At 57.0% G+C, this 26,761-nt stretch carries 28 protein-coding genes and 3 tRNA genes; 11 read left to right on the top strand and 20 right to left on the bottom strand.

Features of this window, described 5'->3' with window-relative positions; translation table 11 throughout:
- Window positions 1-66 precede the first annotated feature (66 nt).
- Entirely contained in the window at window positions 67-555 is a 489-nt protein-coding gene (locus ACNA0I_RS16730; protein ID WP_415807124.1) for a c-type cytochrome, read from the top strand.
- 37 nt (window positions 556-592) lie between these two features.
- Here the strand turns inward: ACNA0I_RS16730 and ACNA0I_RS16725 are convergent, their stop codons facing one another.
- From ACNA0I_RS16725 to ACNA0I_RS16690, 8 genes are all read right to left on the bottom strand, one after another.
- Window positions 593-763, bottom strand: a complete 171-nt coding sequence (locus ACNA0I_RS16725) for a DUF411 domain-containing protein (protein WP_415807123.1) — start codon at window positions 761-763, stop codon at window positions 593-595.
- Window positions 764-785: 22 nt separating this feature from the next.
- Window positions 786-1,028 carry a DUF411 domain-containing protein gene (locus tag ACNA0I_RS16720; RefSeq protein ID WP_415807121.1) on the bottom strand — a complete coding sequence of 81 codons (243 nt, stop codon included), beginning with the start codon at window positions 1,026-1,028 and terminating at the stop codon, window positions 786-788.
- 119 nt (window positions 1,029-1,147) lie between these two features.
- Entirely contained in the window at window positions 1,148-1,657 is a 510-nt protein-coding gene (locus ACNA0I_RS16715; RefSeq protein ID WP_415807120.1) for a protein-disulfide reductase DsbD domain-containing protein, read from the bottom strand.
- The gene (locus ACNA0I_RS16710) at window positions 1,654-2,841 is read right to left on the bottom strand and encodes a protein-disulfide reductase DsbD family protein (RefSeq protein WP_415807119.1); all 1,188 of its coding nucleotides are present in this window, start codon (window positions 2,839-2,841) and stop codon (window positions 1,654-1,656) included. Before ACNA0I_RS16710 ends, ACNA0I_RS16715 begins: the two co-directional genes overlap by 4 nt.
- A gap of 207 nt (window positions 2,842-3,048) precedes the next feature.
- Window positions 3,049-3,294 (bottom strand): DUF2933 domain-containing protein, encoded by a 246-nt coding sequence (locus tag ACNA0I_RS16705; protein ID WP_415807118.1) that lies wholly within the window; start codon window positions 3,292-3,294, stop codon window positions 3,049-3,051.
- A 50-nt stretch (window positions 3,295-3,344) separates the two neighbouring features.
- On the bottom strand, window positions 3,345-3,656 hold the full coding sequence (locus ACNA0I_RS16700) for a hypothetical protein (protein WP_415807117.1): 312 nt from the start codon (window positions 3,654-3,656) through the stop codon (window positions 3,345-3,347).
- Between the two features lie 233 nt (window positions 3,657-3,889).
- The gene (locus ACNA0I_RS16695; RefSeq protein WP_415807116.1) at window positions 3,890-4,192 is read right to left on the bottom strand and encodes a DUF4148 domain-containing protein; all 303 of its coding nucleotides are present in this window, start codon (window positions 4,190-4,192) and stop codon (window positions 3,890-3,892) included.
- A 930-nt stretch (window positions 4,193-5,122) separates the two neighbouring features.
- Window positions 5,123-5,344, bottom strand: coding sequence for a four-helix bundle copper-binding protein (locus tag ACNA0I_RS16690; RefSeq protein WP_415807187.1), 222 nt, complete (start codon window positions 5,342-5,344; stop codon window positions 5,123-5,125).
- Between the two features lie 384 nt (window positions 5,345-5,728).
- On the opposite strand from ACNA0I_RS16690, the gene ACNA0I_RS16685 reads away from it, so the two are divergent.
- The 4 genes from ACNA0I_RS16685 (at window position 5,729) to ACNA0I_RS16670 (ending at window position 9,465) form a co-directional block, all read left to right on the top strand.
- Window positions 5,729-6,412, top strand: a complete 684-nt coding sequence (locus tag ACNA0I_RS16685) for a heavy metal response regulator transcription factor (RefSeq protein WP_415807115.1) — start codon at window positions 5,729-5,731, stop codon at window positions 6,410-6,412.
- Window positions 6,413-6,415: 3 nt separating this feature from the next.
- The gene (locus tag ACNA0I_RS16680) at window positions 6,416-7,822 is read left to right on the top strand and encodes a Cu(+)/Ag(+) sensor histidine kinase (protein WP_415807114.1); all 1,407 of its coding nucleotides are present in this window, start codon (window positions 6,416-6,418) and stop codon (window positions 7,820-7,822) included.
- Between the two features lie 332 nt (window positions 7,823-8,154).
- Entirely contained in the window at window positions 8,155-8,517 is a 363-nt protein-coding gene (locus tag ACNA0I_RS16675) for a helix-turn-helix domain-containing protein (RefSeq protein WP_415807113.1), read from the top strand.
- A 648-nt stretch (window positions 8,518-9,165) separates the two neighbouring features.
- Window positions 9,166-9,465 carry a helix-turn-helix transcriptional regulator gene (locus tag ACNA0I_RS16670; protein WP_415807112.1) on the top strand — a complete coding sequence of 100 codons (300 nt, stop codon included), beginning with the start codon at window positions 9,166-9,168 and terminating at the stop codon, window positions 9,463-9,465.
- Window positions 9,466-9,479: 14 nt separating this feature from the next.
- On the opposite strand, the gene ACNA0I_RS16665 is transcribed toward ACNA0I_RS16670, so the two are convergent.
- From ACNA0I_RS16665 to ACNA0I_RS16645, 5 genes are all read right to left on the bottom strand, one after another.
- A complete protein-coding gene (locus tag ACNA0I_RS16665; protein ID WP_415807111.1) occupies window positions 9,480-10,745 on the bottom strand; it encodes a tyrosine-type recombinase/integrase in 1,266 nt (421 codons plus the stop codon).
- A gap of 186 nt (window positions 10,746-10,931) precedes the next feature.
- Window positions 10,932-11,016: transfer RNA gene (locus ACNA0I_RS16660), tRNA-Leu, on the bottom strand.
- A 102-nt stretch (window positions 11,017-11,118) separates the two neighbouring features.
- Window positions 11,119-11,715, bottom strand: coding sequence for a preprotein translocase subunit SecG (gene secG / locus ACNA0I_RS16655; protein WP_415807110.1), 597 nt, complete (start codon window positions 11,713-11,715; stop codon window positions 11,119-11,121).
- Between the two features lie 18 nt (window positions 11,716-11,733).
- Window positions 11,734-12,480 (bottom strand): triose-phosphate isomerase, encoded by a 747-nt coding sequence (tpiA, locus tag ACNA0I_RS16650; RefSeq protein ID WP_415807109.1) that lies wholly within the window; start codon window positions 12,478-12,480, stop codon window positions 11,734-11,736.
- A gap of 99 nt (window positions 12,481-12,579) precedes the next feature.
- Entirely contained in the window at window positions 12,580-13,557 is a 978-nt protein-coding gene (locus tag ACNA0I_RS16645; protein WP_415807108.1) for an NAD(P)H-quinone oxidoreductase, read from the bottom strand.
- A 124-nt stretch (window positions 13,558-13,681) separates the two neighbouring features.
- Between ACNA0I_RS16645 and ACNA0I_RS16640 the strand changes: the two genes are divergently transcribed.
- From ACNA0I_RS16640 to ACNA0I_RS16625, 4 genes are all read left to right on the top strand, one after another.
- A tRNA-Ser gene (locus tag ACNA0I_RS16640) sits at window positions 13,682-13,769 on the top strand.
- Window positions 13,770-13,777: 8 nt separating this feature from the next.
- Window positions 13,778-13,862, top strand: a tRNA-Leu gene (locus ACNA0I_RS16635).
- 648 nt (window positions 13,863-14,510) lie between these two features.
- Window positions 14,511-15,509, top strand: coding sequence for an AraC-like ligand-binding domain-containing protein (locus ACNA0I_RS16630; RefSeq protein ID WP_415807107.1), 999 nt, complete (start codon window positions 14,511-14,513; stop codon window positions 15,507-15,509).
- 273 nt (window positions 15,510-15,782) lie between these two features.
- A complete protein-coding gene (locus tag ACNA0I_RS16625; protein WP_415807106.1) occupies window positions 15,783-16,421 on the top strand; it encodes a DedA family protein in 639 nt (212 codons plus the stop codon).
- A gap of 87 nt (window positions 16,422-16,508) precedes the next feature.
- On the opposite strand, the gene ACNA0I_RS16620 is transcribed toward ACNA0I_RS16625, so the two are convergent.
- From ACNA0I_RS16620 to ACNA0I_RS16595, 6 genes are all read right to left on the bottom strand, one after another.
- Window positions 16,509-17,441 carry a hydroxymethylglutaryl-CoA lyase gene (locus ACNA0I_RS16620; protein ID WP_415807105.1) on the bottom strand — a complete coding sequence of 311 codons (933 nt, stop codon included), beginning with the start codon at window positions 17,439-17,441 and terminating at the stop codon, window positions 16,509-16,511.
- A gap of 10 nt (window positions 17,442-17,451) precedes the next feature.
- Window positions 17,452-18,408: a Bug family tripartite tricarboxylate transporter substrate binding protein gene (locus ACNA0I_RS16615; RefSeq protein ID WP_415807104.1), complete on the bottom strand. Its 957-nt coding sequence runs from the start codon at window positions 18,406-18,408 to the stop codon at window positions 17,452-17,454.
- Window positions 18,409-18,539: 131 nt separating this feature from the next.
- Window positions 18,540-19,748, bottom strand: coding sequence for a CaiB/BaiF CoA transferase family protein (locus ACNA0I_RS16610; RefSeq protein WP_415807103.1), 1,209 nt, complete (start codon window positions 19,746-19,748; stop codon window positions 18,540-18,542).
- 181 nt (window positions 19,749-19,929) lie between these two features.
- Window positions 19,930-20,853 carry a LysR family transcriptional regulator gene (locus ACNA0I_RS16605; RefSeq protein ID WP_415807102.1) on the bottom strand — a complete coding sequence of 308 codons (924 nt, stop codon included), beginning with the start codon at window positions 20,851-20,853 and terminating at the stop codon, window positions 19,930-19,932.
- Between the two features lie 107 nt (window positions 20,854-20,960).
- Window positions 20,961-23,216: a phosphocholine-specific phospholipase C gene (locus tag ACNA0I_RS16600; RefSeq protein WP_415807101.1), complete on the bottom strand. Its 2,256-nt coding sequence runs from the start codon at window positions 23,214-23,216 to the stop codon at window positions 20,961-20,963.
- Window positions 23,217-23,252: 36 nt separating this feature from the next.
- Complete coding sequence (locus tag ACNA0I_RS16595) at window positions 23,253-23,420, bottom strand: hypothetical protein (RefSeq protein WP_415807100.1); 168 nt, start codon at window positions 23,418-23,420, stop codon at window positions 23,253-23,255.
- 245 nt (window positions 23,421-23,665) lie between these two features.
- Here ACNA0I_RS16595 and ACNA0I_RS16590 point away from each other — a divergent pair, with 245 nt between their 5' ends.
- Window positions 23,666-24,514, top strand: coding sequence for an HAD-IIA family hydrolase (locus ACNA0I_RS16590; RefSeq protein ID WP_415807099.1), 849 nt, complete (start codon window positions 23,666-23,668; stop codon window positions 24,512-24,514).
- Here ACNA0I_RS16590 and ACNA0I_RS16585 read toward each other — a convergent pair.
- Entirely contained in the window at window positions 24,508-25,413 is a 906-nt protein-coding gene (locus ACNA0I_RS16585) for a MurR/RpiR family transcriptional regulator (protein WP_415807098.1), read from the bottom strand. The genes ACNA0I_RS16590 and ACNA0I_RS16585 overlap by 7 nt on opposite strands.
- Window positions 25,414-25,622: 209 nt before the next feature.
- Here ACNA0I_RS16585 and ACNA0I_RS16580 point away from each other — a divergent pair, with 209 nt between their 5' ends.
- Complete coding sequence (locus ACNA0I_RS16580) at window positions 25,623-26,720, top strand: hypothetical protein (RefSeq protein ID WP_415807097.1); 1,098 nt, start codon at window positions 25,623-25,625, stop codon at window positions 26,718-26,720.
- Window positions 26,721-26,761: the final 41 nt, after the last annotated feature.

The raw sequence follows: 26,761 nt of genomic DNA, 5'->3' as shown, positions 1-26,761 counted from the left end.
AAGCGAAAACTGGCTTTGGCTTGCACCGGAATCGCTGGTCACGATCAACCCGAATACCATCGGACTATGGCATCTCGCCGATTTAATAGAAAATGGGCCGTTGCAGCCATCGGCACCGCGACCGTGGCGGGAGCGGCCCTGCTGTATTGGGCCAGTCTCCCACCCAGTGCGACGTTCATCGATCCTACGAATCGGGGACAGATTATGCAGGGCAAGGCGATTTATGCGTACACCTGCGCTGCCTGCCATGGAGCAAAGTTGCAAGGACAGCCGAATTGGCGCGAACGCCTTGCCAATGGACGGCTGCCTGCGCCGCCGCATGACCCTACAGGCCATACCTGGCACCATCCCGATGCGGTGCTTTTTGATCTGGTGAAAAATGGCCTGATTCCGGGACGTACCGCGCCACCAGGTTATCAGAGCGACATGCCGGCATTTGGCAGCGCCCTGAGTGATGAACAGATCATTGCGGTGCTCGCCTACATCAAGAGCAGCTGGCCGCCCGACGTGCTGAGCATGCAAAAGGAAGTGACCGAACAGCAGCGGTCGCGGTGATGACGCTGGGCGGCGGATCACTTCTTCGATATTTGGTTTAGAAGCTTGCGTACACTTTGGACTGCGCGCCTGGCCCAAGCGTGTAGACGGTGAGAGGACCTGTCTGTTCACCGGGCATACCCGGCGCGCCCACCGGCATACCGGGAAGCGACAGCCCCTGGCCTGCAATATGCTCCGAGAGCACCTGTTTGACATGCTTGGCAGGCACCAGACCTTCTACTACATGACCTTCAATCAATGCCGTATGACAGCCTGCGAGGTTCGTGGGAACGTGGTACTTCGCTTTGATGGAAGCGGAGATCAGGCGTATTGGTCGTTTCTACTGTGAAACCGTTGGCTTCCATGTATGCGGCCCAGCGGTCGCAACATCCGCAGCCGGGATTCTTGTACATCTTGACGGGGATGCTGGCGGCAAAGACTGAGAGCGGCACGCCGAGCATCAGGCCCAATGCCAGTTTCTTCACTGTATGCATGATGAAATGCTCCTCTTGAAGTGATTTACTCAACGGTTGAAAGTCATGATCTGTTCAAGGCGATCCATATCTACGCCCGGCAGGATCTTCTGCTTCAAGGCGTGGCACGGGCTCCGCAGTCAGACTTGCTCCTGAGCGACCGGGATTGTCGCAGGTGGGAGACAGATACCTTGGTCATTGCAAGCCTGAACCCGTACGACGAGGCGCTCGCCCGCTTCGATCTTGATCTGATGTACCGGGATGCGCGTGCCGTCGTCGTAGACCAGGATATCGGTCGTATCGATCTTGATTCCGCTACTTACACCGGCCGGGTAGTCGGCCTGCACCGAACGCTCTTTGCCATCGTATATAACGAGTACTGAGGACGGGATCAGATTGTCTAGGGAGGCGGGATTCGCGTTGACGTGCCAACCCCCTTCGATGTGCAGCGTAATCACCCCGTCCTGTCCCGTCTTGGTGAGTGATGCTTTGACATGATTGGCCGAATCGGCAAATTCCGTGTACGTCGCGGTGCCGCTCGCAGTCGAATCGGTGGGAGTCTGGGGTGTGCGTGCGATCAGGAGGGCGGTGCCCGCGACGATCACGACAGTGGCAAGTATCCCTAGCCCGTATCGGGTCAGACGATTCATGATATGTTTTCCTGCGTTAGGGTTTGGTTCAGCGCCTGCACGAGGCTCGCGCTGGTAAAGAGCCCCGAGAATGTTTGTACTTGGTTTCCCTGGTGGTCGAGCACGACGGCAAAGGGCAAGCCCACGCCGCCGTGCAAGGCAAGCAGGTGTTCAAGGAGCGGATCCGGACGAGTGAGATCCACCTGCAGCGCAACGGTTCTGCTGCGTTTCAGGGCCGCGACGACATCCCTATCTGCGTACACTGTTTTCTCCAGGACTTTGCAGTTGATGCACCATTGGGCCGTAAATTCCACTAGAGCCGGCCGGCCGAGCGTCGACAAGGCTGCCACATCAGTAGCGCGCAGCGGCTGCCAGGCGATGGCTGTTTCTGCCGATTGCCCGAGGTCCGAGCCGAAGTAACCGAGCGCTGCCGCGATGCTACCCACCAATAGCGCCGCCGTGCGGGCGCTACGCGCCGTGGTCCGCCAGAACGTGACGGCCGCCCACACAAGTACGGTGGCAAACAGCGCTATCCATAGAGGGGTACCCCATGCGACGGGCAGTAAGCTTTGTGCGTAAAAAAGTGCTGCTGCAAGCAGCAACCAGCCAAAGCTTTGCTGAATGACCTTCGTCCAGGCTCCGGCACGTGGCAGACGCTTGAGCAGGCTCGGTCGCAGGATGAGCACGACGTAGGGAGCCGCAAGCCCCAGACCGATTGCGACAAAGATGACAATGATGTTGGTGATCGGCTGTGTCAGGGCAAAGACCAACACGCCGCCCAAAAGCGGTCCGGTGCAGGGAGTGGACAATAGCGCGCTCACCAGCCCGGAGACGAAGGGTTCAAGCAGACGTCTGCCGCGCAGTGTCGCCACTGCATTGGGCAGAGGAAGGCTGCGGCCCAAGAAATTCAGGACGGCCAGAGCAGCGAGCAGCGCACTCAAGGTAATCAAAAGTGGTTGCGACTGGAACAGCACTCCCCATCGCCATTGCAGCAGGGCTGTCGCCAGCCCCAAGCTGCCAAAGAAGAGTACGGATCCGGCCGTAAAGAGCGCCGCAGAGGCCAGACGTACCGCTCGACGCTCGCCCGCTTCGCGCAATACCGCACGCACCTTGAGGGGCACGGCGGGCAGAACGCAAGGTGTGAGGTTGAGCAGCAGTCCGGCGCCGACAGCCAATAGGGTTTGCAACAGCAACAGTGCGCTCACGCTGTGAACCTCAGACGAAAAGGAGCGAGGCTTTGACCTCGCCGTTGTGCATAAGGTCCATACCGGCGTGCTTCAGCATATGGTACTGGTGAGAATACAGGACCGGGAATCCAGGCATCGTGCAAAAGGCCATCGCAGCCCGGGCGAGGCGTGAAGGAGTCTCGCCTCGTCCGATTCCGCTCTGCAGCCTTGTGGTTCTCACCGAAGTTATTTCGAGCCTATCTGTCTGGCAGGATTCACGTCTCTGTGCGGCGGGTCAGCCTCTTTAGCATGGTTATGGCCACTTATCGTTTTCATCATGAATATCATCGACAACGGGCAAACCAGCACCAGCAACAGCGGGGTCGTGCCCAGTACCGTTTCACGCATGCCAGGAAAGAGAGCGTAGGCTGCGGCGGCAACAGCCACGATTCCCACGGCTAGATACGCCATCGTCTTCTTACTGCAGTGCATTTTGGTTCCTCCACAAATAAAGACGCTAAGATCCAATCGTCGCGTCGCAATCACTTGCCTTCAGGCACTTTGACCTGGTCCGCATACTTGCTGAGAATATCTCCCATAGCTTTCATCATTTCGGCATGCATTTGCATTGAGAGTTTCTCATTGCCAGGTGGCAACTGAGCCATCATGGGACAATTTTTCATCATCCCCATCATGCCCCCCATAGGCATGCTCTTACCATCACCCTGCATGCCGTTGTGCATGCCTGTCTGCATGTCGGCGCCATCGTGGGCGGGTGTTGCAGCGATGGCAGGTGCTCCGAACGCCAATGCCGTTGACGTCACAATGGCGACAAAGAGAGTTTTCGTGTTCATATCTGCTCCTGAAAATTAAGAATTTCCGATACGTGGATAGATCAGAAATCGCTCGACGAGTTCGATTTTTTTCTCGATCAGCGATAAGAAGAGCCTCACCTTATGGCAACGTTTCAAGCACCCTCTCACCCGTGGCTAGCGGTAGGCAAGAGGCAAGAAGCAAGAAGCAAGAAGCACAGGATCGGACTCACGACTTCTCACCGATTAATGATTGCCGATGTCCCCCTTCAGCCTTAGCTATTGGCCTGTTGATTGGCCACTTCAGCTGCGAAATCGGGACCGGACCGAAGGCGAACATACTCCGCGTAGTGAGCCCGATAATCCGTCGTGGCATAGACACCCGGATCCACTTCCGCCCGTTTCTGAAGACGTTCCATCCCTGCGCGCTTCCAGGCCGCGAGATCGGCCTGGACTTCCGCTCGAGTGAGCGCGGCGTGCCCAACGTTCGCCGAGCCGCCCGGCAAGGGATCCGCGTTGGCGCCGGAAGCAGTGGCGAACAGAACAGACGCGATGGTCAAAATAGCAAATCGATTCATGATAATCATCCTCAACAATGGGGTAATGTCTCGCGCATCCAGAGACACTGCCCCTCTAAACTCGGCAAGTCGTTTGTACAAGCGGGTAACCGATGTGCGTCCTTGATGCCGGGATGCGTAGGAACAATTCTGGCAGGGGCCACCTGACTCCAATCCAACAGCTGTATTACTTTTTCGTTAGCTTTGAAGGGTCTGTATTAAGTCGTTCTGGTAACTGCGTGCGCAAACCCGAATGACGCGACAAGGCGGCATGTAGTCACGTTAATCATGTGGAGCTGTTGCACCCATGACGGCTCCATTATTTTTCTGTAATCCAAGCGAAGGACTCGAACGCTTCGTCGGGCGGCAGCAGCTTCGGGTCAGAACTGCCGCTACCAAACCACTCGCGCAGAGAATCGACTAGCCCTCGGTCCGAAGAAGTAGAAGCTAGCACTGCAGTACCCACAGAACCGGCTGGCATCGCGGAAAGCTGAGCATTACTAACGCTAGGTAGCCATGCCAGCGCCAGCACCAGCAAAAACATGACCATCAAAAACGGATAGATTTCACTTCAACTACTCATCATCCAGAACATCATAATGCTCATAAAAATGAAGCCCAGAACAGCCAGCAGGCCGATTGCGGCCAACGATTGGACGAGTATCCGTGTGAATTTGCTTTCCATGACCTGCTCAAGCATTAAAGTGGTATCTCATCGTTTTCATATCGCACTTCATTTGCTGGCACTCCTTATGCTTGATGTTCGCTAGGACGCCACGCCCCAACCTGGCGACGAGGCTACTGTAGCGATCCGTGGCTGTCAGATAGATTGCGCCGGCATTACATCTCTGTCATCTTTAGGAAAGCCTTCAGAAAACGAGAGATTTGTTGCTACATGTATAAAGTCCTAGGTCGATTTGTTGGAATGTGGCGTACGGTCGGTCAGTCTCTCTACGCCATTCGCCTGCATTCGTCAGCACACTGGCGACAAGCCTGCGCACAGCGCTGGCAGTGGTCCATTTGGTGATTGGCGCATTCATCTGCGCACGATTGGCAAACCTCTGCGCAAAGGCGACAAAGCGCTTGAGCAAATTCACTTCCCCTGGCCATATAACTTGCTGACAATCGGCAAATTTGGGCGCAATCCATATCCAACTTTATGCACCGAGCCATGCTTTTGACGTCTTGTTCCGAGAGGCAGGATACGGCGCAGTGGTCGCACTGCGTAGCGCAGGCAAAACATGCGTCAATGCAAGATTGAAACTTTTCATGGGACATGTCGATCTCCAAGGAGGTTCAAGTTTGGAACTCACGTGGCCCGTCCTACGGTGCCACGCTCTCGATGCCAGCAACTACAATGCCGCAAGGGCACGATCTTGCTTCCAAACGTGGCACTCTTGGTGTGTTCAGTACGCTATCCGCACAAATTCCGCCGCACCTTACAATTTTGTAATCCTGCCGTCATGTTGAGGTCAGCGCCGTCGCACTAAAGTTCAGACGATAGGCGCACCCGTCTCGTTCTATAGCGGGTCCAAGGGACTTACAGGAGTAATCCCCATGAAGTTGCTCGTTGTCGAAGACGAAGCCAAAACCGGTGATTATGTTCGCCAAGGACTCGTGGAGGCCGGCTTTGTCGTGGATCTCGCACGCACCGGTTTGGACGGCCATCACCTTGCGCTGACGGGTTCCTACGATCTAATTGTTCTTGATGTCATGCTGCCGGACGTCGATGGCTGGCGCATCGTGCAGGCATTGCGGGATGCCAAGTCGTCAACGCCAGTGCTTTTTCTCACTGCACGCGATAGCGTGGAGGACAGGGTGAAGGGACTGGAAATGGGTGCAGACGACTACCTCGTTAAACCGTTCGCGTTTTCTGAACTTCTGGCTCGAGTTCGCACTTTGTTGCGACGCGGCGCCGCCCCGGCCTTTCAAGACCAATTACAAGTAGCCGATCTCGTGCTCGATATTCCCCGACGCCGTGCTCAGCGACAAAACATTCGCATTAATCTAACGAACAAAGAATTTGCGTTGCTCGAGCTCTTGGTACGTCGCCAAGGTGAAGTGCTGCCACGTTCATTAATCGCTTCCCAGGTTTGGGATATGAACTTCGACAGCGATACCAATGTGATCGATGTCGCGATTCGGCGCTTACGTGCCAAGATTGACGACGACTATGAACCCAAGCTCATCCACACGGTGCGTGGCATGGGTTATATGCTCGACGTAACTCACGCAGGTTAAAAAATGGAGCGACGTCCGCCGTCACTGGCAGTACGACTTACTGTCTCGATTGGGGCAGTCATCACGGTCGTCCTGCTCACTTTTGGGTGGATCGTTGAGCGATCGATCAACAATCACTTTATCCAGCAGGATGTTGACGAACTCAATGCTGTCGTACAAGCGTTATCGCACACACTGGCGACACGACCAACAAACATTGCTCCCGCAGAACTTAGCGAGCGCTTTGCTAATGCAGCATCCGGCCACCATAACGCTGAATACCGTATTTCTTCTGGCGATGGCGCTGAGATTTATGCCACACCCGGCTCCAATCTGGACCGGTTTGCCAGGATCGCTAAGCCTGTAAAGAAAATTACTATCGACACAGTTGGCATATGGAAAGACCATGGGCAGACGTTTCGAGGTGCTGTCCTAAGGGCCTCCCCAGACGGCTCGCCGGGGGAGGATATGTTGACGATCACAGTCGCGACCGGAATCAATTTCCACCTGCATTATCTGGAAAGCTTTCGCACTTATCTTCGAATCATCACTATTGCTGCGTGCCTTATTGCGATTTTGGCCACATGGCTGGCAGTACATCAAGGCCATGCACCGATACGACGCATTAGTCGCGAAATCAGAAGAATCCGATCCGATCAATTGCATATACGACTTCAACTCAGTGATGTGCCTGCTGAGCTGGCCGAGCTGGCCACGTCCTTTAATGAAATGCTTGATCGGCTTGAGGCAGTCTTTCGTCGTCTATCAGACTTTTCGGGCGATATTGCGCATGAGCTGCGCACCCCCATTACAAACCTGAAAACCCAGACCGAGGTGGCACTGTCCCAGTCCCGCGGCGTTGAGCAGTATCGCGAAATCCTATACTCCAACCTCGAAGAGTATGAGCGCATGGCCAAGATGGTCGGCGATATGTTGTTTCTAGCACAGGCAGACAACGACCTGCTTAAGCCGGAGCTCGTCAAGATCGACCTTGCGACCGAGATACGCAATCTCTTCGATTATTTTGGCGCTTGGGCCGAAGAGCGCGACGTGGCATTAGAACTCATCGGCGAGCACGTGTGCATCCTAGGAGATAGGCTGATGATTCGCCGAGCATTGAGCAACGTGTTGTCCAACGCTATTCGCTATACGCCGACAGGGCAGGCGGTCATCGTTACACTTAAGTTGGCCAAAAAAGCGGCGGTAGTAAGAGTCAAAAATCCGGGGCCGATTATTCGCGCCGAACACCTTAGTCGGATCTTTGAAAGGTTTTACCGGACTGATGCTTCACGCAAGCGCGGCGCAGAGGGGGCAGGTCTTGGATTGGCGATAGCGAAATCTATTGTTGAGGCCCATAGCGGCGAGATCCACGCAAGCTCCACCGTTCAAGCCACTGAATTCGAAATTCGCTTGCCAATAGCTGGCTGTTGAGAATCAGTATCCATCGCCGAAAATTCTAGTCCATAGGTTCTTACCTACTCGCCACATCCTCGCGCTGCGTATAGCCCACGCATGCTTATATCCGAGTTGTCTCGGTTAGAAATTTGCGTCCTTACTATCAAAAAATGATACAACCACTGGCAAGTGAGTAGCCATACGTTTGACAATTCTTGCCTCTCACTCCGTATCATTAAATGCCACAATAGCCTATATCGAGTACTTATCTAATAAGATAGTGATCAATTTTATTAGTTAAGTACTGTTTTTTTATTACATATACATTTACATTTTACTCATAATGAATCCATCAATTGAAGAATCTCATGACGCCGAGTCCTATAAGCAGCATTGGCGAACGCTTACTTGTCGCGCGTAAGAAACGCGAGCTATCTCAAGAAGCATTGGCCAACCTGCTCGATCCCCCGCTAAGCCAAAGCGCCATTGCCCATATTGAAAACGGTCGCAATGAATCGTCGCGTCATATTGTCTGGATTGCTGCAGCCCTTCACGTCCGTGCTGAATGGCTTGTCACCGGTGAGGGAGAGATGTTCGAAATGGAATGGCCATGGCCGGAAACCCCTCGATATACAGTGGTAGAACTGCCTGCTCCTGTTTTGGAAGATATCGGTGACTACATAAAGATGAAGATCGACCAACAAGCCAAACGCACCCAAGGCCACGATTAAGCATCAACTAAGCAGTCTGTTGGGTGAAGCCCTTAGCCATCACTCAGGATACAAAAGAAAACAACAAAAATACCCGAAGCGCCCTGCGTTCCACAGTGAACCGGGGCGTTTCTTTTTGTGCCAATCCAAAGCGTGTTTTTTTGTTTTCTACGTTTTCGGCTCTTCTATATGCCTAATTTTTATTACTTATATATTGACTGGAATTATTAGATACGTAATGATTGCAACAAGCCTGCTCTTTAACAACACAACACCGATAAATACCGCGCCCTGCCAGCAACAGGCGGTGCGAGTGCGCGGCTACCCGTATTGCCAGCATCATGTGGGGCGATAAGCGCCTGGGTAGGAGTAAAGCAGGCGAAAAATCATTTCTCTCTTGGGCCGGTAGCGACTGGCATAAGCCGGGGGGATGTAAATGATGATCCGTGACAACGGACGCCGGTACTGCCAAAGGCAGGCCACATTCGATAGATGGCGCGTAATCCGTCGATGACAGCGGCAAAGACCGCAGCTTTCAGCACCCCGACGAACCACGATAGTGGATCAGCGGCGGGCTCTACTGAAGACGATCCAAGCAACTGTTCCCCATCGCGACATCTTGGCGGATCAGATACCACGGCGCTAGCTGCGCCGGCTTTGGAAAGCCCCTTGGATCCAATTCCCCAGGGTGCTTCCCAAGGTTTAACGGAGGACGAAATGCAGCAACATGCCCAGCAACAGCCTGCCGACGACTCATTAGGCAGAAACGATGCACCACAAGCGTCGGAACAAGCACTTCTTTATCGTATACATACTGCCGAAACAAAACTTGGGGTTTCTAGATCGACGATTTATCGGCTTGTGAACGAAGGCCAGTTGGTGCTAATCAAGATCGGAAAGCGCTCCAGCGGAATCACTGCTGCAAGCGTGCATGCTCTCATCGAACGCAATAAAGCTCTAGCGTATTGACGCGATCCGGCGCACTAGGCACGCTTCATTTGCAGCACAGTGGCTGAGTCAGCTTGTTCGTGTAAAAAGTCTGCCCAAACCTGCATCACAATGCGTCTTTCGTCCTCAAAGCGGGCGCGGTCGTACGCAGCCTGGATTTCGTCGGCTTTAGCATGCGCCAGTTGGGCCTCCAACACGTCGATATCAATTTTTAGGCGCTCCCTTGCCACTGTGCGCAGCATAGCCCTAAAGCCATGTGTCGCATGCTGCCCCTGAAACCCCATATCTCGTAGCGCTTTGCTCAATGCGTCCCGATGCAAGTGCGGATTGCCTCGCTTTCCAACACCGGGGAATACATAGTCGCCGCCGCCATACTGAGACATCTCGGTCAGCATCTCTACAGCCTGCTTCGGCAAGCTGACCACATGCTCTATGCGAGTTTTCATTTTTTCAGCAGGAATACACCATTCAGCACGCTCCAGATCCATTTCAGACCAACGAGCGGAAGCGACGACACCAGGACGGCAGGCAGTGTAAGCAGCGAGCAATAGCCCACCACGGACCACCCTGCCCTCATACCCGAGCACGGTCCGCATAAGCCGCCCAACTCCCTGGATTTTCGTGATAGCGGGGATATGACTACCTCGATGCCGAGGCAAAGCGCGCTGCAGCCTCAAAAGCTGATCGTCACCACGGATACCACGCACAATGCAATAGTCGATAATGCCGTTGAGGCACTGGCGCGCCTTGATGGCAATAGAAGGTGTTTCTGCAGCTAGACTGACGAGAACAGGGACGACATTCTTGGTAGTGAGTGTGCGCATGTCAGATTGCCCTAGTAACGGCTGTAAGCGCTTCTGCACGATGAACGTTGACTTGCGGTAAGTCGCGGGTGCCCAACCTAGTTTCCGATGTTCCAGCCAGGCGTCAGATAACACAGTAAAGGAATGGCTCCGCGCGTCTTCAATGAGTAGCGCCGCTGCAACCTCTTCTTCCGTCTTGGAGAGCCTTTCAGCTCGCCTCCTATCACGCATGCCTTCCGGAGACTCGCCCATACGGACCCGCTGATGAAGCTGGTCCGCTGCAGTACGGGCATCAGCAACACCCATATCCGGATAGACACCCACAATTCGATTGCCGCGCTTGCCCTCGAGCGTTTGAAACCTGACCATCCATTGTTTGATACCAGTCGGCTGGACGAGCAAAAACAACCCTCGCCCTGAGGGCAGCGTATAGACAGTGTCTTTTAGTTTGGCCTTGCGCGCAGCCAGATCAGTCAATTGCGCAGGCATTTTTGGCATGTAGGGTCTCTAAATGGGCAATCCTATGGTATGTAAGTTTTAACATACCAAAACGCATACCAAAAAGCGCGGGATTTAGCGAAACCCAGCGAGACGTCCTGAACGCAAAAAACCCGCAGAACACTAATGTTCATGCGGGTTTCCGGTACTTTATCAGTCGTTGTGAAACGGCCTGATTTTATGTCTTGGTGCCGACGGCGAGACTCGAACTCGCACAGCTTTCGCCACTACCCCCTCAAGATAGCGTGTCTACCAATTCCACCACGTCGGCTTACCTAATCCCGGAAAGGTATGTAACCATCCCAGAAAAGTCCGGCATTCTAGCATGAATTCGATGCCTCAGCCAATGGGTTGAGGCATCGATGGTCGCGCATTATTGAGCGGGCTTTTGCTCTGCGGGTTGTGCAGGCTTGGCAGGCTCTTCAGCAGGCGCCGGTGCAGCAGGCTTTTCAGCCTCGGGCTTGTTTTCAGCGGGCGTTTGCGCTGCAGGAGCCGGCGTCTCGGCCGCGGGCTTGTCGGCAGGCGCAGCAGGCACGTCAGCAGCCGGTGCAGACTGAGGCTGCGCAGTACCCGGGGTGGCCGGGACGGACGGCACGGACGCGTCCGGTTGTGCCGGCGCAGACGACTGCGGTACGGACGAGCCGTTGTTCGAGCCCGGAACTTGCGGGACGGAACGATCAGCCGGGAAGTTCTGCATCACGCCGGAGTCGACAGCACTCGGCGACGATGAGCCCTTGTGGCTCACATAGGCCAGGCCCAAGGTCGTGGCAAAGAACACCACGGCCGCCCACTTGGTCGTGCGCGATAGAAAGTTGGCCGCCCCGGTGGCGCCGAACAGGCTGCCGGCAGATCCGCTGCCGAAAGCCGAACCCATGTCGGCGCCCTTGCCCTGCTGCAGCAGGACCAGGACAATGATCGCCAGGGCGGACAGCACCTGCACGACCAGCAAGATGGTGAGTGTCAAAGACATTAAAGAGACTCCGGAAACTTAGGCTGCGGCAATGCGCAGGAATTCTTCGGCCACCAACGAAGCGCCACCAACCAGCGCGCCATCGATGTCCGGCATAGCAAACAAGGTGGCTGCATTGGCGGCCTTGACGCTGCCGCCGTACAGCACACGGACCTGCCCAGCCCCCAGACCACGCAGGGCGATGCGAATCGCGCCGTGGACTTCCTGGGCCTGTTCGGGAGTAGCGCTCAGGCCCGTGCCGATGGCCCATACGGGCTCATAGGCCAGCACCATACGCGACAAGGCATCGACGCCCAGCGCCAGGATCGGCTCGAGCTGACGCTCGATCACACCCAGCGTATTGCCGCCCTCGCGGTCGGCCAGCGACTCGCCGACGCACACCACCGGCGTCAGGCCGGCGTCCAAGGCGGCGCGCGCCTTGTCGGCAACGACTTGGTCGGTTTCACCGTGCAAAGTGCGGCGCTCGGAATGGCCCGCCAGCGCCAGACGGCAACCGAAGTCTTTCAGCATGGGGCCGGAGACTTCGCCCGTGTAGGCGCCCTTGGCGTGCGCGCTGATGTCTTGCGCACCCCAGGATACTGCGCTGCCGGTCAGGACGGAAGCCGCCTGAGCCAAGTACGGGAACGGCACGCACACGCCAATTTCGCAGTGCGAAGCCGGGTCGGCTGCACGCAGGGCCTCGAGCAGTGCGGCGTTCTCGGCCAGGTTGCCGTGCATCTTCCAGTTGCCCAGCACGAGACGGGCGCGGTTCTCAACAGTGGTCATGGCGCAAAATCGGGATAAGGGCAACCCGGACAAAATCCGGGTCAAACCCAAGATTGTATCCTGTTTACCGGAAATTACGCTGCCCTGTGAAAGCGAACGTTACACCGTCAGGATAATTTTGCCGATGTTCTCTCCGGCTTCCATCATGGCATGGGCGGCAGAGGCCTGCTCCAGGGGGAAGGTGGCGTGCACGATGGGCTTGATACTGCCCTGCTCCAGCAGAGGCCAGGCGCGCTCGCGCAGGGATTTGGCAATAGCACCCTTGAATGCCACGGGGCGCGGACGCAGCGTGGAACCGGTCAAGGTCAGTCGGCGACGCAGGATCTGGTTGCCGTCGACTTCGCTACGTGCCCCGCCCAGCAAGGCAATCACCACGATGCGGCCATCATCGGCCAGACACTTCATGTCGCGATTGATGTAATCACCTGCCACCATATCGAGGATCACGTTGACGCCTGCGCCATTCGTCGCATTACGAACGACTTCTACGAAGTCCTCTGTTTTGTAGTTGATACCGCGCGCAGCCCCCAGCGCCTCGACCGCACGGGCACGATCGTCGCTGCCTACCGTGGCGTAGACAGGATTGCCCATCGCGCGCGCCAGCTGGATCGCCGTAGTGCCGATGCCGCTCGCACCGCCATGCACCAGCAGCGACTCGCCCTCCTGCAGCGCGCCGCGGTCAAACACGTTGCTCCACACGGTGAAATAGGTCTCAGGCAGGCCGGCGGCCTCGATCTCGGACAGCCCCTTGGGGATAGGCAGGCACTGCACCGCCGGAGCCACGCAATATTCGGCATAGCCGCCGCCTGCGACCAGCGCGCAGACTTTGTCGCCGATCGCAAATCCGCCAGCAGCCGCGTCGCCACCCACGATTTCACCTGCAACCTCCAGGCCCGGCAGGTCCGACGCCCCCGGTGGCGGCGCGTAGTTGCCTTTGCGTTGGAACACGTCGGGGCGATTGACGCCAGCCGCAGCAACCTTGATCAATACCTCGCCCGCGCCGGGCTCCGGCACCGGGCGATCAACCGGGACTAGCACCTCTGGGCCACCGGGTTGAGATATTTCTATGGCTCGCATCACACGCCTCCTCGATTAAATAGATTATTATTGCGCCCTTTACGGAAGTTCCAAACTGCTTGCGCGGCATTAATGTCCGCAGCTTGGACTTTCAAGCTGCGGTATCATCCGCAGCTGCAAAGCAGGAAGCGTGGCAGAGTGGTCGATTGCACCGGTCTTGAAAACCGGCAACGGGCAACCGTTCGTGAGTTCGAATCTCACCGCTTCCGCCAAAATGCGTGCACCCATGGCGAAATTGGTAGACGCAAGGGACTTAAAATCCCTCGCCGCAAGGCGTGCCGGTTCGATTCCGGCTGGGTGCACCAATAATAAAATCAAGCACTTGGACAAATCTGCCTGGTGTAGGACTTGAAGGCGTTCCGCACTCGTTGCGCGCGGGATAGACAGCGCGTTAGGGCCATGCCTGCCCTGCCCTCCGAGCCGTCTATCGGTTCACATCCTCGGGTATCCGACTACGTACTTTTTATCGCATCGCGCCATTAGCCCGCCGGCGCTTGCTTTGCATGAGCACTGCCCGCCTCCACCATATCGACGAGAAAATCGGGGTCCGGGTCGCACGGTAGCGTTGCAGCATCGGACCGTACGAAGCAAAGGTCAGGCAGCTTAAAACGAATGGACTCACCTTCGGCGATTTCACCGGCGAGTTCGCACATTTGCGTGAAACGTGGGCACTGGGTTGCGACATCGAAATACGCAGCGTGGCGCGCTTTGTCTTGCCTTTCATGAGAGCCTCTTACTAGGAAAAACAACACGGGTGATTAACACGAGGCAACCGCCGCAATCGGCGCTGCCTGCCCTAAATGCCGCTAAGGCATACACGGCGCGCTATGGTTATGCCAGCCTCCGCGGGCGTCTATCGGTTTCACGCCATTTACTATCGGAAAAACGCGCTTTTTTATCCCGTCGCGAGCGTTGTCCATTAGTATGTAACCCCCCAATACACGTGAGCTCAGATGATCGCGTCTCTATTTTCCCAGGTGCCATTCGATCAGTATCGGATCGTCGATACCGCAGACCCCGATGAGGCGCGACAACAGATAGGTCAGGTACTCAATTCCTATCGACTGAAAGTCAACAGCGGGCGGATTCTCCACAGCCGGCTGGACCTGGTTCCTTGCGGACGTCTGTCGTTGCTCAAGAGCAGGCATGGGTACGGGGCGGACATCAGCATTGATCCCGATTGTCACGGCCTGGACGGCTATTACCTGCTCGTGCTACCCACGCAGGGGCACGCGGAGTTTCATTTCGATGGACGCCGCATAGAGGTTTCGGCCAATAAAGCTTTCCTGATCAGCCCCGACAGGCGCTTTTACTTCAGAGTCAGCCACGACTACGAACAAGTCCTGCTGCGTCTGGACCGCTCGGCCATCGCCGACGCCTGGCAACGTCTGACGGGACAAGAACAAGCGCCCGACATCTGCTTCGATGCGATCATGCCCTTGCATACGGCTGGGTGGCAGGCGCTGAAGCCTATGCTGCAATGGGTGGTGCGATGCTCGGGCCTGGGCCCGGATCAGAACACCACCCAGGCGGCCTTGCTGGCCCAAACCGAGATGCTGGTGGCCACCACCTTGCTACTGCACCAACCACACAGCATGGCAGAGCACCTCTGGCCGGCACCTCCGCCCTCCGTGCCCCAGACCATCCGACGCGCGCAAGCCTACATGCTTGAACATCAGGGCGAACGCCTGCCGGTGGCCATGGTCGCCAGTCATTGCGGCCTGTCAGCCAGGCGCTTGCAAGCCTTGTTCCAGAGTGAATGCGGACAATCGCCATTGCAATGGCTGCGTATGCAGCGCCTGCAATCGATCCGACAGACCTTGTTGCACGCCGATGATGCGAGCAACATCAGTGAAATCGCAACACGCTTCGGCTTTACCCACCTGGGCGAGTTTTCGCAGGCGTACCGTCGCGCTTTCGGCGAAACACCCCAGCAAACACGCGGCCGATAACCAGACCTGCCAAGACGTGGAGGTGCGAAATCGGGGACTTGGCATAGGCCTCTCGGCCCTGGCAAGTGCCCGCCGCACTGGTACGTTACCAGTGCACTGATGCCAATATTTACATTATTGACCACCCCTGGCGTCGTTTCCCCCACACGGCAGGGCACCATTGGGATGCCTACATAGGTTTTGTAACACTCGCAGTTTTCTTTCGGGAAAACCCGGTGCTTTGTCTCAAACCATGCGGTAACATGCCTCGCGTCTACCGTTAATTTTCTCCGCATGGACGCTTATATCGACAAAATCGGGCAGTTCATCCAAGCCAACCAGGAGTGGGCTGGGCCGATCACTTTCTTGCTGACGCTCGGCGAATCGTTGATTCTCGTGGGCCTGGTCATCCCCGCCACGGCACTGATGCTGCTGACAGGTGGGCTGATCGGGGCGGGTACGCTCTCGCCGTGGAATGTATTGGCCTGGGGAATTGCAGGGGCGATCGTGGGCGACGCCCTATCGTATGGTTTGGGCCGCTGGTTGGGCCCGAGCATGTTGCGTCGCTGGCCGTTCAATACGCAGCGCACGGCCGTGGCACGCGCGCGTCTGTTTTTCTCGCGCTACGGTTTTGCCTCGGTGCTGATCGGCCGTTTCCTGGGGCCGATACGTTCGACCATTCCGACTGTCGCGGGCATCATGGGCATGAAACACGCCCGTTTTCAGCTGGCAAATGTCTTGTCCGCAGTGGTCTGGCTGCCTTTGATGCTGGCCCCCGGGTTCATTACGGCGCGTAGCGTCGGCGCGATGCAGGACTCCCAAATGGGGCTGATCATCGGTACTGCAGCGTCCGTCCTGCTGGGTGTCGGACTGCTGATTGGATTTATGCGCAAACGCCAACAACCGGAACGCACTCGCACCCGCCGCAGTTGAACAGTGCACGCCACGGCTGAACGAATCGAGAGCCGGGGTTGCCAAATCGACGGCTCTGCAGAACCCCAGATCAAATTTCGCCGCCCGCTACAGCGCATCCTGTTGTATCGCCTGAAACGTTTTAGGAATCCCCGCAGCGGCGACTCCGCTGCGTAACGACTCCTGCGGCAGTGACTGCGCCAGGATGGCTCTGGCCTCCAGCAAGCGAGGTAAATCCACTCCCGTGTGATACCCCATGCTCTCCAGCATGAACACCAGGTCCTCGGTCACGATATTGCCTGATGCCCCGGGCGCAAATGGGCATCCCCCCAATCCGCCCAGGCAGGAATCAAAACCACGGATGCCTTCGTTCAGACCGGCCAATACATTCGCGAGGCCTAGCCCCATCGTGTCGTGCAGATGTAATTTGCTCAGCTTCGTGCCTATCGCATCCTGCGTGGCACGCACGGCATCGCGCACCAGAGCAGGATGCGCATAGCCCACGGTATCTGCCAACGCAATTTCGTCTACACCGGTACGCGCGACAGCCTCGGCCACTGCTGCGACGCGCGCTACAGGCACTACGCCCTCCAACGAACAGCCAAAGGCCGTTGCGACCGCCGCATCGATACGCATGGGCCGCGCTTGTTTCCGTACCCACTCGACAATGGAAGCCATCACGTCTACCTGCGCGTCAGTGCCCTTGCCCACATTGGCATGACTGTGGGTATCGCTCACAGAGATAGGAAACGCCAGCACATGCGCCCCCGCCTCGTAAGCCGCCATGGCTCCTCGCATATTGCACGCCAAGGCACAAACCATCAGTCCCTGAATAGCCAGCGCCTCTGGCAACACGACACCGGTATCGGCCATCTGCGGCACGAGTTTGGGCGACACAAAACTGCCCACCTCGATCTCGCGCAGTCCGGCATCGGCTAATTGCCTGATCCAGCGCAATTTATCGTCTGCAGACATCATGCCGTTGGCCATCTGCAAGCCATCGCGCGGTCCGACCTCACAGAGTCTGACTTCTTGGTTCATGTATTGTCTCCTATTGCACCGAGATCGCGGCATCCTCGATGGTCTTGCGCGCTTTGCTGATGTCCGCCTGAATCAACTCGGCAAACGCGGCGCTGGACATGGGATTCGTTTCCAGGCCTTGCGACGCGAGTGCATCCTTCACATCTTTGCGCGCCAGGAGCTTGTTGAAATCTTCGTTCAATCGCGACACCACGGAAGTTGGCGTTTTCGCAGGAGCCAGCACGCCATAGAACGTTACCACGCTGAAATTCGGATACCCCAACTCGGCCACTGTCGGCACATCGGGCAAGGCCGGATTGCGCTTTAGCGACGTCACCGCCAACGCCCGTATTTTTCCCGATTGAATCAAGGTCGCAGCCGATGAAATCGACGACCCGGCAAACTGCAAATGCCCGCCCATCAAATCCGCCAACGCCGGCGCCGAACCCTTGTACGGCACATGTTGCATCTTGAAGCCAGCCTCATGCTGCAACATCTCCATGGCGATATGCACGCCACCACCGGTGCCCGACGTGCCGTACGCAATCGAACCAGGATTCTTCTTGGCCGCAGCAATCACTTCCGGCAAGGTCTTGTACTGAGACTTATCCGACACCAACAAAACCATCGGCGTCGTGGCCACCAACGCAACCGGCGCCAGATCTTTGACCGGGTCATAAGCGACTTTCATCAACAAGGGGATCAATGTCACGTTGTCCGACTGACCAATGACGAGGTCGTAACCCTCTGCCGGCGCGCGTGCGGCCTCGGCCAACCCCAACGCCGTCCCTGCACCGGGTTTGTTTTCCGGCACCACATCCCAACCATTCAGCTCGTGTAGTTTGTTCCCCATCAAACGGCCGATATAGTCAGTGCCTCCGCCTGGCGTGGACGGGATGATGATGCGTATCGGCTTGGTGGGATAGTCTTGTGCATGCGCCATACAAGCAGCCGCCATCGCTACCGCAGCGAACAGTTTGCGTATCATTTTCTATGTCTCCTTGTTGTGGATTTTCTTGATGCCGAGCCACCCAAAGGAAAAAAGCCCCAGGGATGGCACAACTCAGGTTGCCCGGCGGTATATATCCGCCTCTATCACCCGCGAACCCTAGAACACGCTCAAGTAATCACGCCCTCCGCGCGCAGTGCCTCGATACGCGTGGCGTCCAGCCCCAGCCCTTGCAGAATCGATTGTGTATCCCCACCTTGCGCTGGCGGGTCGGAACGTTTACCTACCTTCAGTCCATCGAACTCAATAGGCAACGCGGCCGTCGACACCTCTGCCCCATTTGGCAATTGCGTTTTGAGCAGCGCCCCCCCGGCCTTCAAGTGTGCATCGTCCAACAGATCGTGCGGTTGCCGTATAGGTCCGTAAGACAAATGAGCGGCCTCCAATGCTTCGCACAGCTCGTCGGTCTTCCATTTTTTCAGGACCTCGGCAACACCTGGCACCAACCAGGAACGCGCAGCCTCGCGATCCACTGCAGTGGCCAACCGCGGATCGGCCGCCCATTCGGGAGGCAGGAAGTTCTGCGAAAAACTGCGCCATTGCGCATCGCTGACGACGGCTACAAACACGCGGCCATCTGCCGTGTCAAAGATGTCGTACACCCCCCATGGCGGCTTGCGCTCCGACCCGAAAGGTTTCGGCGCCTGACCTGTCAGTTGATACTGCGCGATGAACTGCGCAACCAACAGCAAATTGTTCTCAAACAGGCCCGAGCGCACATGTCTGCCACGTCCCGTGCGATGGCGATCGTGCAGCGCTGCCAGCGCGCCGACGACGCCAAAGGTCCCGCCCAAAATGTCATTGGCCGAGGGCGCCACACGCTGAGGCGAGTCTGTGCTGCCATTGATATACGCCAGACCGCCCATCATCTGCACCACCTCGTCCAGCGCGGTACGATGCTTGTAGGGGCCCGATAAAAACCCCTTTAGCGACACGTAAATCAGCCCCGGATTCTCGGCAGACAGCGACTCGTAGTCCAGCCCATATTGCGCCAGGCTGCCATCACGAAAATTTTCCACCAGCATGTCGGTCTGTAGCGCCAGTTGGCGAACGACGGCTTGACCCTCGGGATGTTTCAGGTCGATCGAAAGGCTCTTCTTATTGCGATTGAAAACCGGAAAATACCCGATGCCGGATCCTTTCAAGCGGCGCGTACGATCGCCATCAATCGGCTCCACCTTGATGACCTCGGCGCCCAGATCAGCCAATGACAAGCCCGTGGCCGGTCCCATGATCATGTGAGAAAGTTCCAATACCTTAATGCCACGTAGCGGCAGTTCGGCGTGATCCATAAAAGCGGACCCCGGTGCTGCGGTCATCGATGTCTCCTGCTTGCCTGCTGAACAACCACAAGGCGGCAAACTGAAACCATCAACATGCCGCCGCCAACGAATCATTTTTTTAATGATCATGGCGACAGGCGCATCGTGGGTAGCAATCTTTCAGCACGGGGGCATTCTCGTTTCGGAACATCCGGGATAGCCCTGAATGGCACCCATGCTACGAGTCCGGGTGAGGAACGCCTAAATGGTTCAACAGCACCCAGGCGGCGGGCGACAAGGCGCTCGCGTCCTTGACGGCGATACAGACCGGCGTGCTCGCCCAAGGGCCTGACAGGGGAATAAATCGAATATCCAGGTGGGTATGCCGGGCCTGCAGATAGAGTGGCACCACAGCCACGCCCAGGCCTCGCGCCACCAGCATGCAAATCGTCTCATGCGCGCTGACCCGGGCACTGATCCGGCGAGTGACGCCAGCCTCGCGAGCCGTTTGTTCCAGTACACCGCTGATGCCGTTTTCGCGATTCAACTCGATCTGTTCGAAGGGCAACAGTTGCGCATAGTCCAGAATGTCATAGTCAGCCAGCAGATGCTGGCCGGGTACGACGGCGGCCAGTACGCAATGCTCCCAGGGAAAAACCTGCAAGCCTTCGTGCCCGAAATCCGAACCAACGGCGATGTCGGCGGCACCCTCCAGCACGGCACGAAAGGCTTCCTGTGTCGTGTCTTCCAATAAGGAGAGATCAATCTGCGGATGCGTGCGGCGAAAGGACTGAATATACGCAGGCAGTTCACCGGATAACGCAGCAACGCTGACAGCAAGGCGGATCTGGCCGCGCACACCTGTGGCAAAACCGGCCATCTCTGCTCGCATCCGGCCCATACCCTGCAAAAGCAGCCTGGCCTGCACCGCCAATGCCGCGCCAGCGACGGTGGCCTGGACACCTTTGACACCGCGTTCGAGCAAAGGCACACCGAGGATTTCCTCCAACTCGGACATGCGTTTGCTGACGGCGGACGGGACAATGTTCTCCCGCGCAGCGGCTCGCGCCAGACTGCCCTCTTCCAGAGCGGCAACGAAGAGACGCAGCGTAACGAGATCGATATCGCGCGAGGGCGATGGGGCAACAGGGACGGATTTCATGGCCGGCGCGATAGTCTTACGTTCGTAGGAAAGAAGGTAATAATAGGCGCCAAACTACCCGCCGGGCCCGCCCCTGAAACGCGCCCGGCAGTTCGTACGTTCAACGATCAGAGATGCAGCGCCATGGCGGGATCGCTCACGCCATGGCTGCCGGTCTCCATGCGGCCAGCGAAGCGCCGCTCAAAGCCCTCAGCGGCCACGCTGAAGTCATACCAATTACCACTGTCTGCGATGGACCAGTGATGTTCGGCTACCGCACCTGGCTCAATGGACAAGCTCCACGGGCCGTCCGTGCGATACGCATTGGCCCGCAGCGAGGCCTGCATCGCGGCCGTACCATGGTTGCTCACCTTCACGTACAGCGCGCTGCCGGCGGGCTCATAGCAAACTTGTACTTCCAGGGCAGCACCTTGCCGCGTATTGCCGGAGAACGTCCGCACGAAACCGTTGGTGCTATAGACCCATAGATCGTAATCGCCGCCGTTCCACGTGTCCGACAGCGACTTGCCTGCTTCGACGGTGTAGCGTCGGGGAATCAGGTCCAGGTTGCGTTTGTCATAGACGTGGAACACCGCCCCGACCTTGCCGGTATTGCTGAACAGCAGCTCGACGGCGCCATCCTGCCCGACCCTCGCGCTGGTGTGCAGTTCATAAGGCAGCGCTCGTGACAGTCGAGTGCCGGTCTCCTGATACAGCGGCTGCGGCACAGCGGGGGCTTGCGTCACCGTAGTCGTAGGCAGCAGCCGCTGTGCTGCATTGATCGCAGGATAGTTGCTCGTGTCGGGCAACTTGGGCATAACGGGGTCGTTCGGGCTGACAAAATCAAAGCACGTAGTCAGGTCGCCGCAGACCGCACGGTGCCAAGGACTGATAGCGTCTACCGTTATGTCGAAACGCTGTTCCAGAAACCGGCCCACAGAGGTATGGTCGAACACTTCCGAGTTGACCCACCCGCCTTTGCTCCATGGCGACAGCACATACATCGGTACGCGCGAGCTCAGGCCCCATGGGCGAATCTTTCCACTGGTCGTGTCGTCGGCCAACAGATAATTGCCCACAGACGCGTCGAAATACTCCCCCTCCAGCGGCACCGTGGATTTGCCCATCAAGCTGCCGTTAGCGTCATAGGATGGCACCGCGGGCATCGGCAGGTGGTCAAAGAAACCGTCATTCTCGTCAAAGGTGACGAAGACAGCGGTCTTGCTCCACACATCGGGATTGGACGTCAGCGCGTCCAGCACTTCTGCGACGAAATCGGCCGCACCGGCAACGCCTTCCTTGCTGCCGGGATGCTCGGCCAGATCTTGTGTAGGCAGCACCCAGGACACCTCAGGCAGCGTGCCATTCAATACGTCTTGCTTGAGTTGGGCGAGGAAGTTGACCGCGCCGTCCTCCTTGTCGGGACCTCCCGTCAGACCATGCTCATAGATTGGCGAGCCGGGCTGTGCACTGCGGAAACTTTGGAATGCCAGGCAGCCATGCATCGCTCCGGTCCAGTTGTTGTTCATGTTCTGATAGATGTGCCAGCTCACACCGGCGCGCTCCAACAGATCTGGCAACGTGTCCCACTTGAAAGCACTGTTCGTGTATTTGTAGTTGTAGGCCCCCGTCTCAGGGTCGATCTGGCCAGAGCCGTCCGCCTGCTGCGCCCGGCCTGCTACCCAGTTGGACGGATTCGGCCAGCAGCGTGAATTGACGGGTTCGGAGTCCGTGTCCGTACTGTTGATCCCCTGCTTCAGCAATGCGGGATTTGCATTGGCGCCCGACCAGAAGACAATCCGATTCGGATCCGTGCCGGTGAGGATGGAACAGTGATAGCCATCGCAAATCGTAAAGGCGTCGGCCAGCGCGAACTGGAACGGAATGTCCTCGCGCATGAAAAAGCCCATCGTCGCCTGATTCTTGAATTGAATCCAACGATCCATCTTTCCTTGATTCCACGCGGCTTGCTGGTCAGGGAAGTTGTGCGGTGTACCCGATCCGATCAGCGCATTGCCGGTCCTGGAGTCCCGATGAAACGGCTGGATCTCCTGGCCACCGCTGGGATTGGGCTGGAAAAATACCGACTTGCCGTTGGTCAACGGAATCGGAAAGCGATCACCAAAGCCCCGCACACCACGCATCGTGCCGAAGTAGTGGTCGAATGAGCGGTTCTCCTGCATCAGGATCACAACGTGCTTGATGTCTTTGATGGTACCTGTGTCGACCGCAGCAGGTATCGCGAGCGCGCGCTGGATCGAGGCCGGCAGCAATGCCATGGCGGACAGCGCACCGGCAGCCTTGGCCGACGTGCGAAAGAACTGCCTGCGTCCCGGCTGATCAGGGGAAACGCCGGCGGAATGCGGGTTGGAGATCTTGGTCATGGGGTGCTCTTGCGTGGAGTTGGTCGGGACGTCAGGTCAAGGTGCGCAGCGCAGCTTCGGTGCGGGCTGCTGGGGCTGCTCAACATCAGGCGGCGATGCCGTGTCATCGTCCGAATCGTCATTGCCGCTGCCGCAGGCGGCCAGAGTCAGGCTCAGAGCGATGGCCGCAACAAGGGCGCGGCCCGGTGCAAAGTACGGGGTCATGAATACTCCTGGTTATGGAACGTTGCGGACCTGGATAGCCGCAACGCAATGGGGTGCCGTGAGAGCTGTCCTGATTCCGAAACGCAGATTAGGCGCATCACATGACAGACAAATGAAAAATACTCAATTTAAAAAATTTAAATTTTGAGTTTTATTCATATAGAATTTCAGGCCTCGGGCAGCCAAGACTGCCCTCGTGCTCTATCCTCGAACCCGACTCGCGCCTAGGTGCGCCATCTGTGCCCATGATCTGCATTGCAAGCACATCCCTGCCAACTCTCCCGGATTGCCCACGCACCGCCCCCCCATGGACGCAGCGCTCGCGAGGCCTGATCCTGGATCTGGACGGCACGCTGATCCGGGGGCACGAAGTCATTCCCGGCGCCCAGGAATTACTGGCCCGCTGGTCGGAGCGCTATGTGATCGTCTCCAATAACTCGACCGACACAGCCGCCACCCTGGCGCCGCGCTTGCAGGCATTAGGCCTGCCGGTCGAGCCAAGCGCCCTCGTTCTGGCCGGAGAGCAGGCCGTCCACCATATCTCCCATCACTATCCGCACAGCAAGCTGATGCTGTGCGGATCAGAGCGTCTGCAAGCATGCGCATTGGAACTGGGCCTGACAGTGGTGTCACGGGATGCGGACATCGTGCTGCTGGCGCGTGACATCGGCTTTAACTACGCCACCCTGCAGACCCTGACCCGTGAGCTGACATGCGGCGCCATCCTGATAGTCAGTAATGGCGACCTCACCCATCCTGGGCCTCATGGGTCAGTCATACCCGAGACTGGAGCATTGCTGCAGGCGTTACTGGCCTGTGTGCCCGGCACGCGTGCGAACATCCTCGGCAAGCCTGCCGCAATGCTGTTCCAAGAAGGGCTGCGCCGCCTCAATGTGCCGCCGGCGGATATCACCGTCATCGGGGATAACATGCGTACCGACGCGCTAGGCGCGACCCGTTTGGGACTCAGCTATCTGCTAGTCGGCAACGCGCCGCATGCCGATGCGCCGGACGTGGCGCGGCTGCTCGAGGCCGCATGCTCGCGCAGGCATGTGCTGCCTGACGATGTTGCGAGCGGCAACGACTATCAGTAACGCTTGTTCGAAAGCACGTCGAAGGTACTGCGCAAGGTCGAAACCGCCTTGTCATAGTCGGACAAGGCCAGGCAGGCAATCAACGTGTCAATGATGGCCAACTGAGCCAGGCGGCTGGTCATCGCCTCCGTACGAAACCGGGTCTCGCGCGATATCGTGTGCAGCACCACATCCGCATATTCCTGAATCGGCGATTTCCCGAAATTAGTGATGCACACGGTACGTGCCCCAGCCTCTTTGGCAAGCCGTGTCGCCAATACCGTCTCGTGCGTGCTGCCCGAATGGGAAATGGTCAGCACTGCCACATCCGGCCCGGTCAGCGACGCGCTGATGGCCTGCACATGCGAATCGGTGATCGCCGTCGCGTGCAGGCCGATACGCAACATGCGGTAGTGGGCATCATGGGCGATGACCGCCGAGCTGCCGATGCCATAGATCTCGACACGGCGGGCGCCGCGAATCAATTCCACGGCGGCAGACAGTGCCTCCACGTCCAGCACCGATTCGGTTTCCTGCAAGGTCTGGATATTGCTGTGGAAAATCTTGCTGACAACCTGGGCGGGGGTGTCCTGTGCGGCCAGATCCTCGTGGATGTATTGCACAGGCTGCACGATTTGCTGCGCCAGTGCGATTTTCAGCTGTTGAAAGCCGGTGGCTCCCAGCAGCTTGCAAAAGCCCACTACGCTACCTTCGCTGCACTGCGTGCGCTCAGCGACTTCGCTGACCGACATGTGAACCACTTCCGCAGGATGGCGGATGACGAATTCGCCGATGCGCTGCGACGCCGCGCCCATCGACGGCAACAGGCTCTGGATACGCGCCAGCATGGCCTGTGGCGAACTCCGCGAAAATTCTGCGGTGGCGGACGGCGTTTGGGAAAGTCGCTTGGATGTGGCCATGGAAAATCGATGGGCAAAAAAAGGATATGAGCGCAACGATACTCCAAGCTGCTGTCACTGAAATGACGGCGGAATGGGGTTGTCGTCAGGCATCAGAACATAGGGAACCATGAGTAGCTACCTGTTACTAACACCGCACAGGGTCCCGGCGGCACGCATGCCTACCTGACCACCTTTCGATTGATCCTGAGCGTCGCGGAGCTGTACTCATGGCTGATATTTCCATTCTGAATGCCTCTCGTATTGCCTTGATAGCTCGATCCGAGAAAATCGAACAAGCAACCCAGATGGGGTTCATCGACAGAATCATTGATTACTTCAAAGGCAACGTAAAGCGAGATGCTATCAAAGCTCTCTTCGATGATATTGCCGTGCTAAAGAGCAGCGGAATCTTCGACGCCAATAAATACGGAGTCGAGATGGACGATGACGAGCCGAGCATTCAAATCGGATTCGGCATCAATGAGCATGAACGCCTGGAAAAATTCCTGCAACTCCGAGAGTTGGCGCTTCCCGAGTATAGAGATCAATTCAAGTTCGATATACACGAAAACATGAACGGCCACTTTGGATGCCAATTAAGCATCGGAAACGTGGAAATTTACAGAAATAATGACATTTCTGATTTCAACGATCTGCAAAAATTGCCCGATTTTTTGGTTCAGAAACTCAGGATGGATATCGAAGATTCCGCCAGAAACGAAGATCCTGTCGCATTTCTAAAAACGCTGAACGGCATCCATGCGTTCATAAACGAGCAGCGTACCGCTCAATTCGGTACCAATCACATAAGTGCAGATGACAAGCAAGAATTTTTATACGAAAGAATGCGTGAAATTTTCAACGCTCTGCCTGATGACACCAAGGCCATGTTGTTTTCCAAGGGTACGTCAGGCTTTGGGAACCGCATTCGCGGTATTCTGAATTTCGGCGGTGCAGTTCTAGATAAAGCAAGCCAGCGGGCAGACGTAAAAACACCGGACGGTCCCAATCAAGATAGCAACATCCCGCCGATGCTGATGGTGAATGGCCTCACCCAATCCAACTTCAGCAACATACCGCCCGATCTATATGCACGTTTAACTGAAATAATAACGATATGTACCCCGAAGCCCGACTCAGAAATAAAGCATGCGCCGTTTTCTGACGCGCAATCCGATTACCGCCCGCTCCCCGATAGAGACTCAGCTGAACCTATCCCGCCACTTGCAGTAACGAAGGTGACAAGCCACAGAGAGTTGACTGAATCAGAGACGCGAGCGTTGAACATCATTGGCATCCCTGAGTCGATACTGACCCTGCTATAGGCACCCCACAACTTGTTTCTTTAAGAGATCCTCCCTACCCC

The sequence above is a fragment of the Bordetella muralis genome (assembly GCF_965139205.1).
Classification (GTDB): Bacteria; Pseudomonadota; Gammaproteobacteria; order Burkholderiales; family Burkholderiaceae_B; genus Bordetella_A; species Bordetella_A muralis.
The sequence above is the reverse complement of the archived record's forward strand: the minus strand, read 5'-3'. Positions and strand labels throughout refer to the sequence as shown.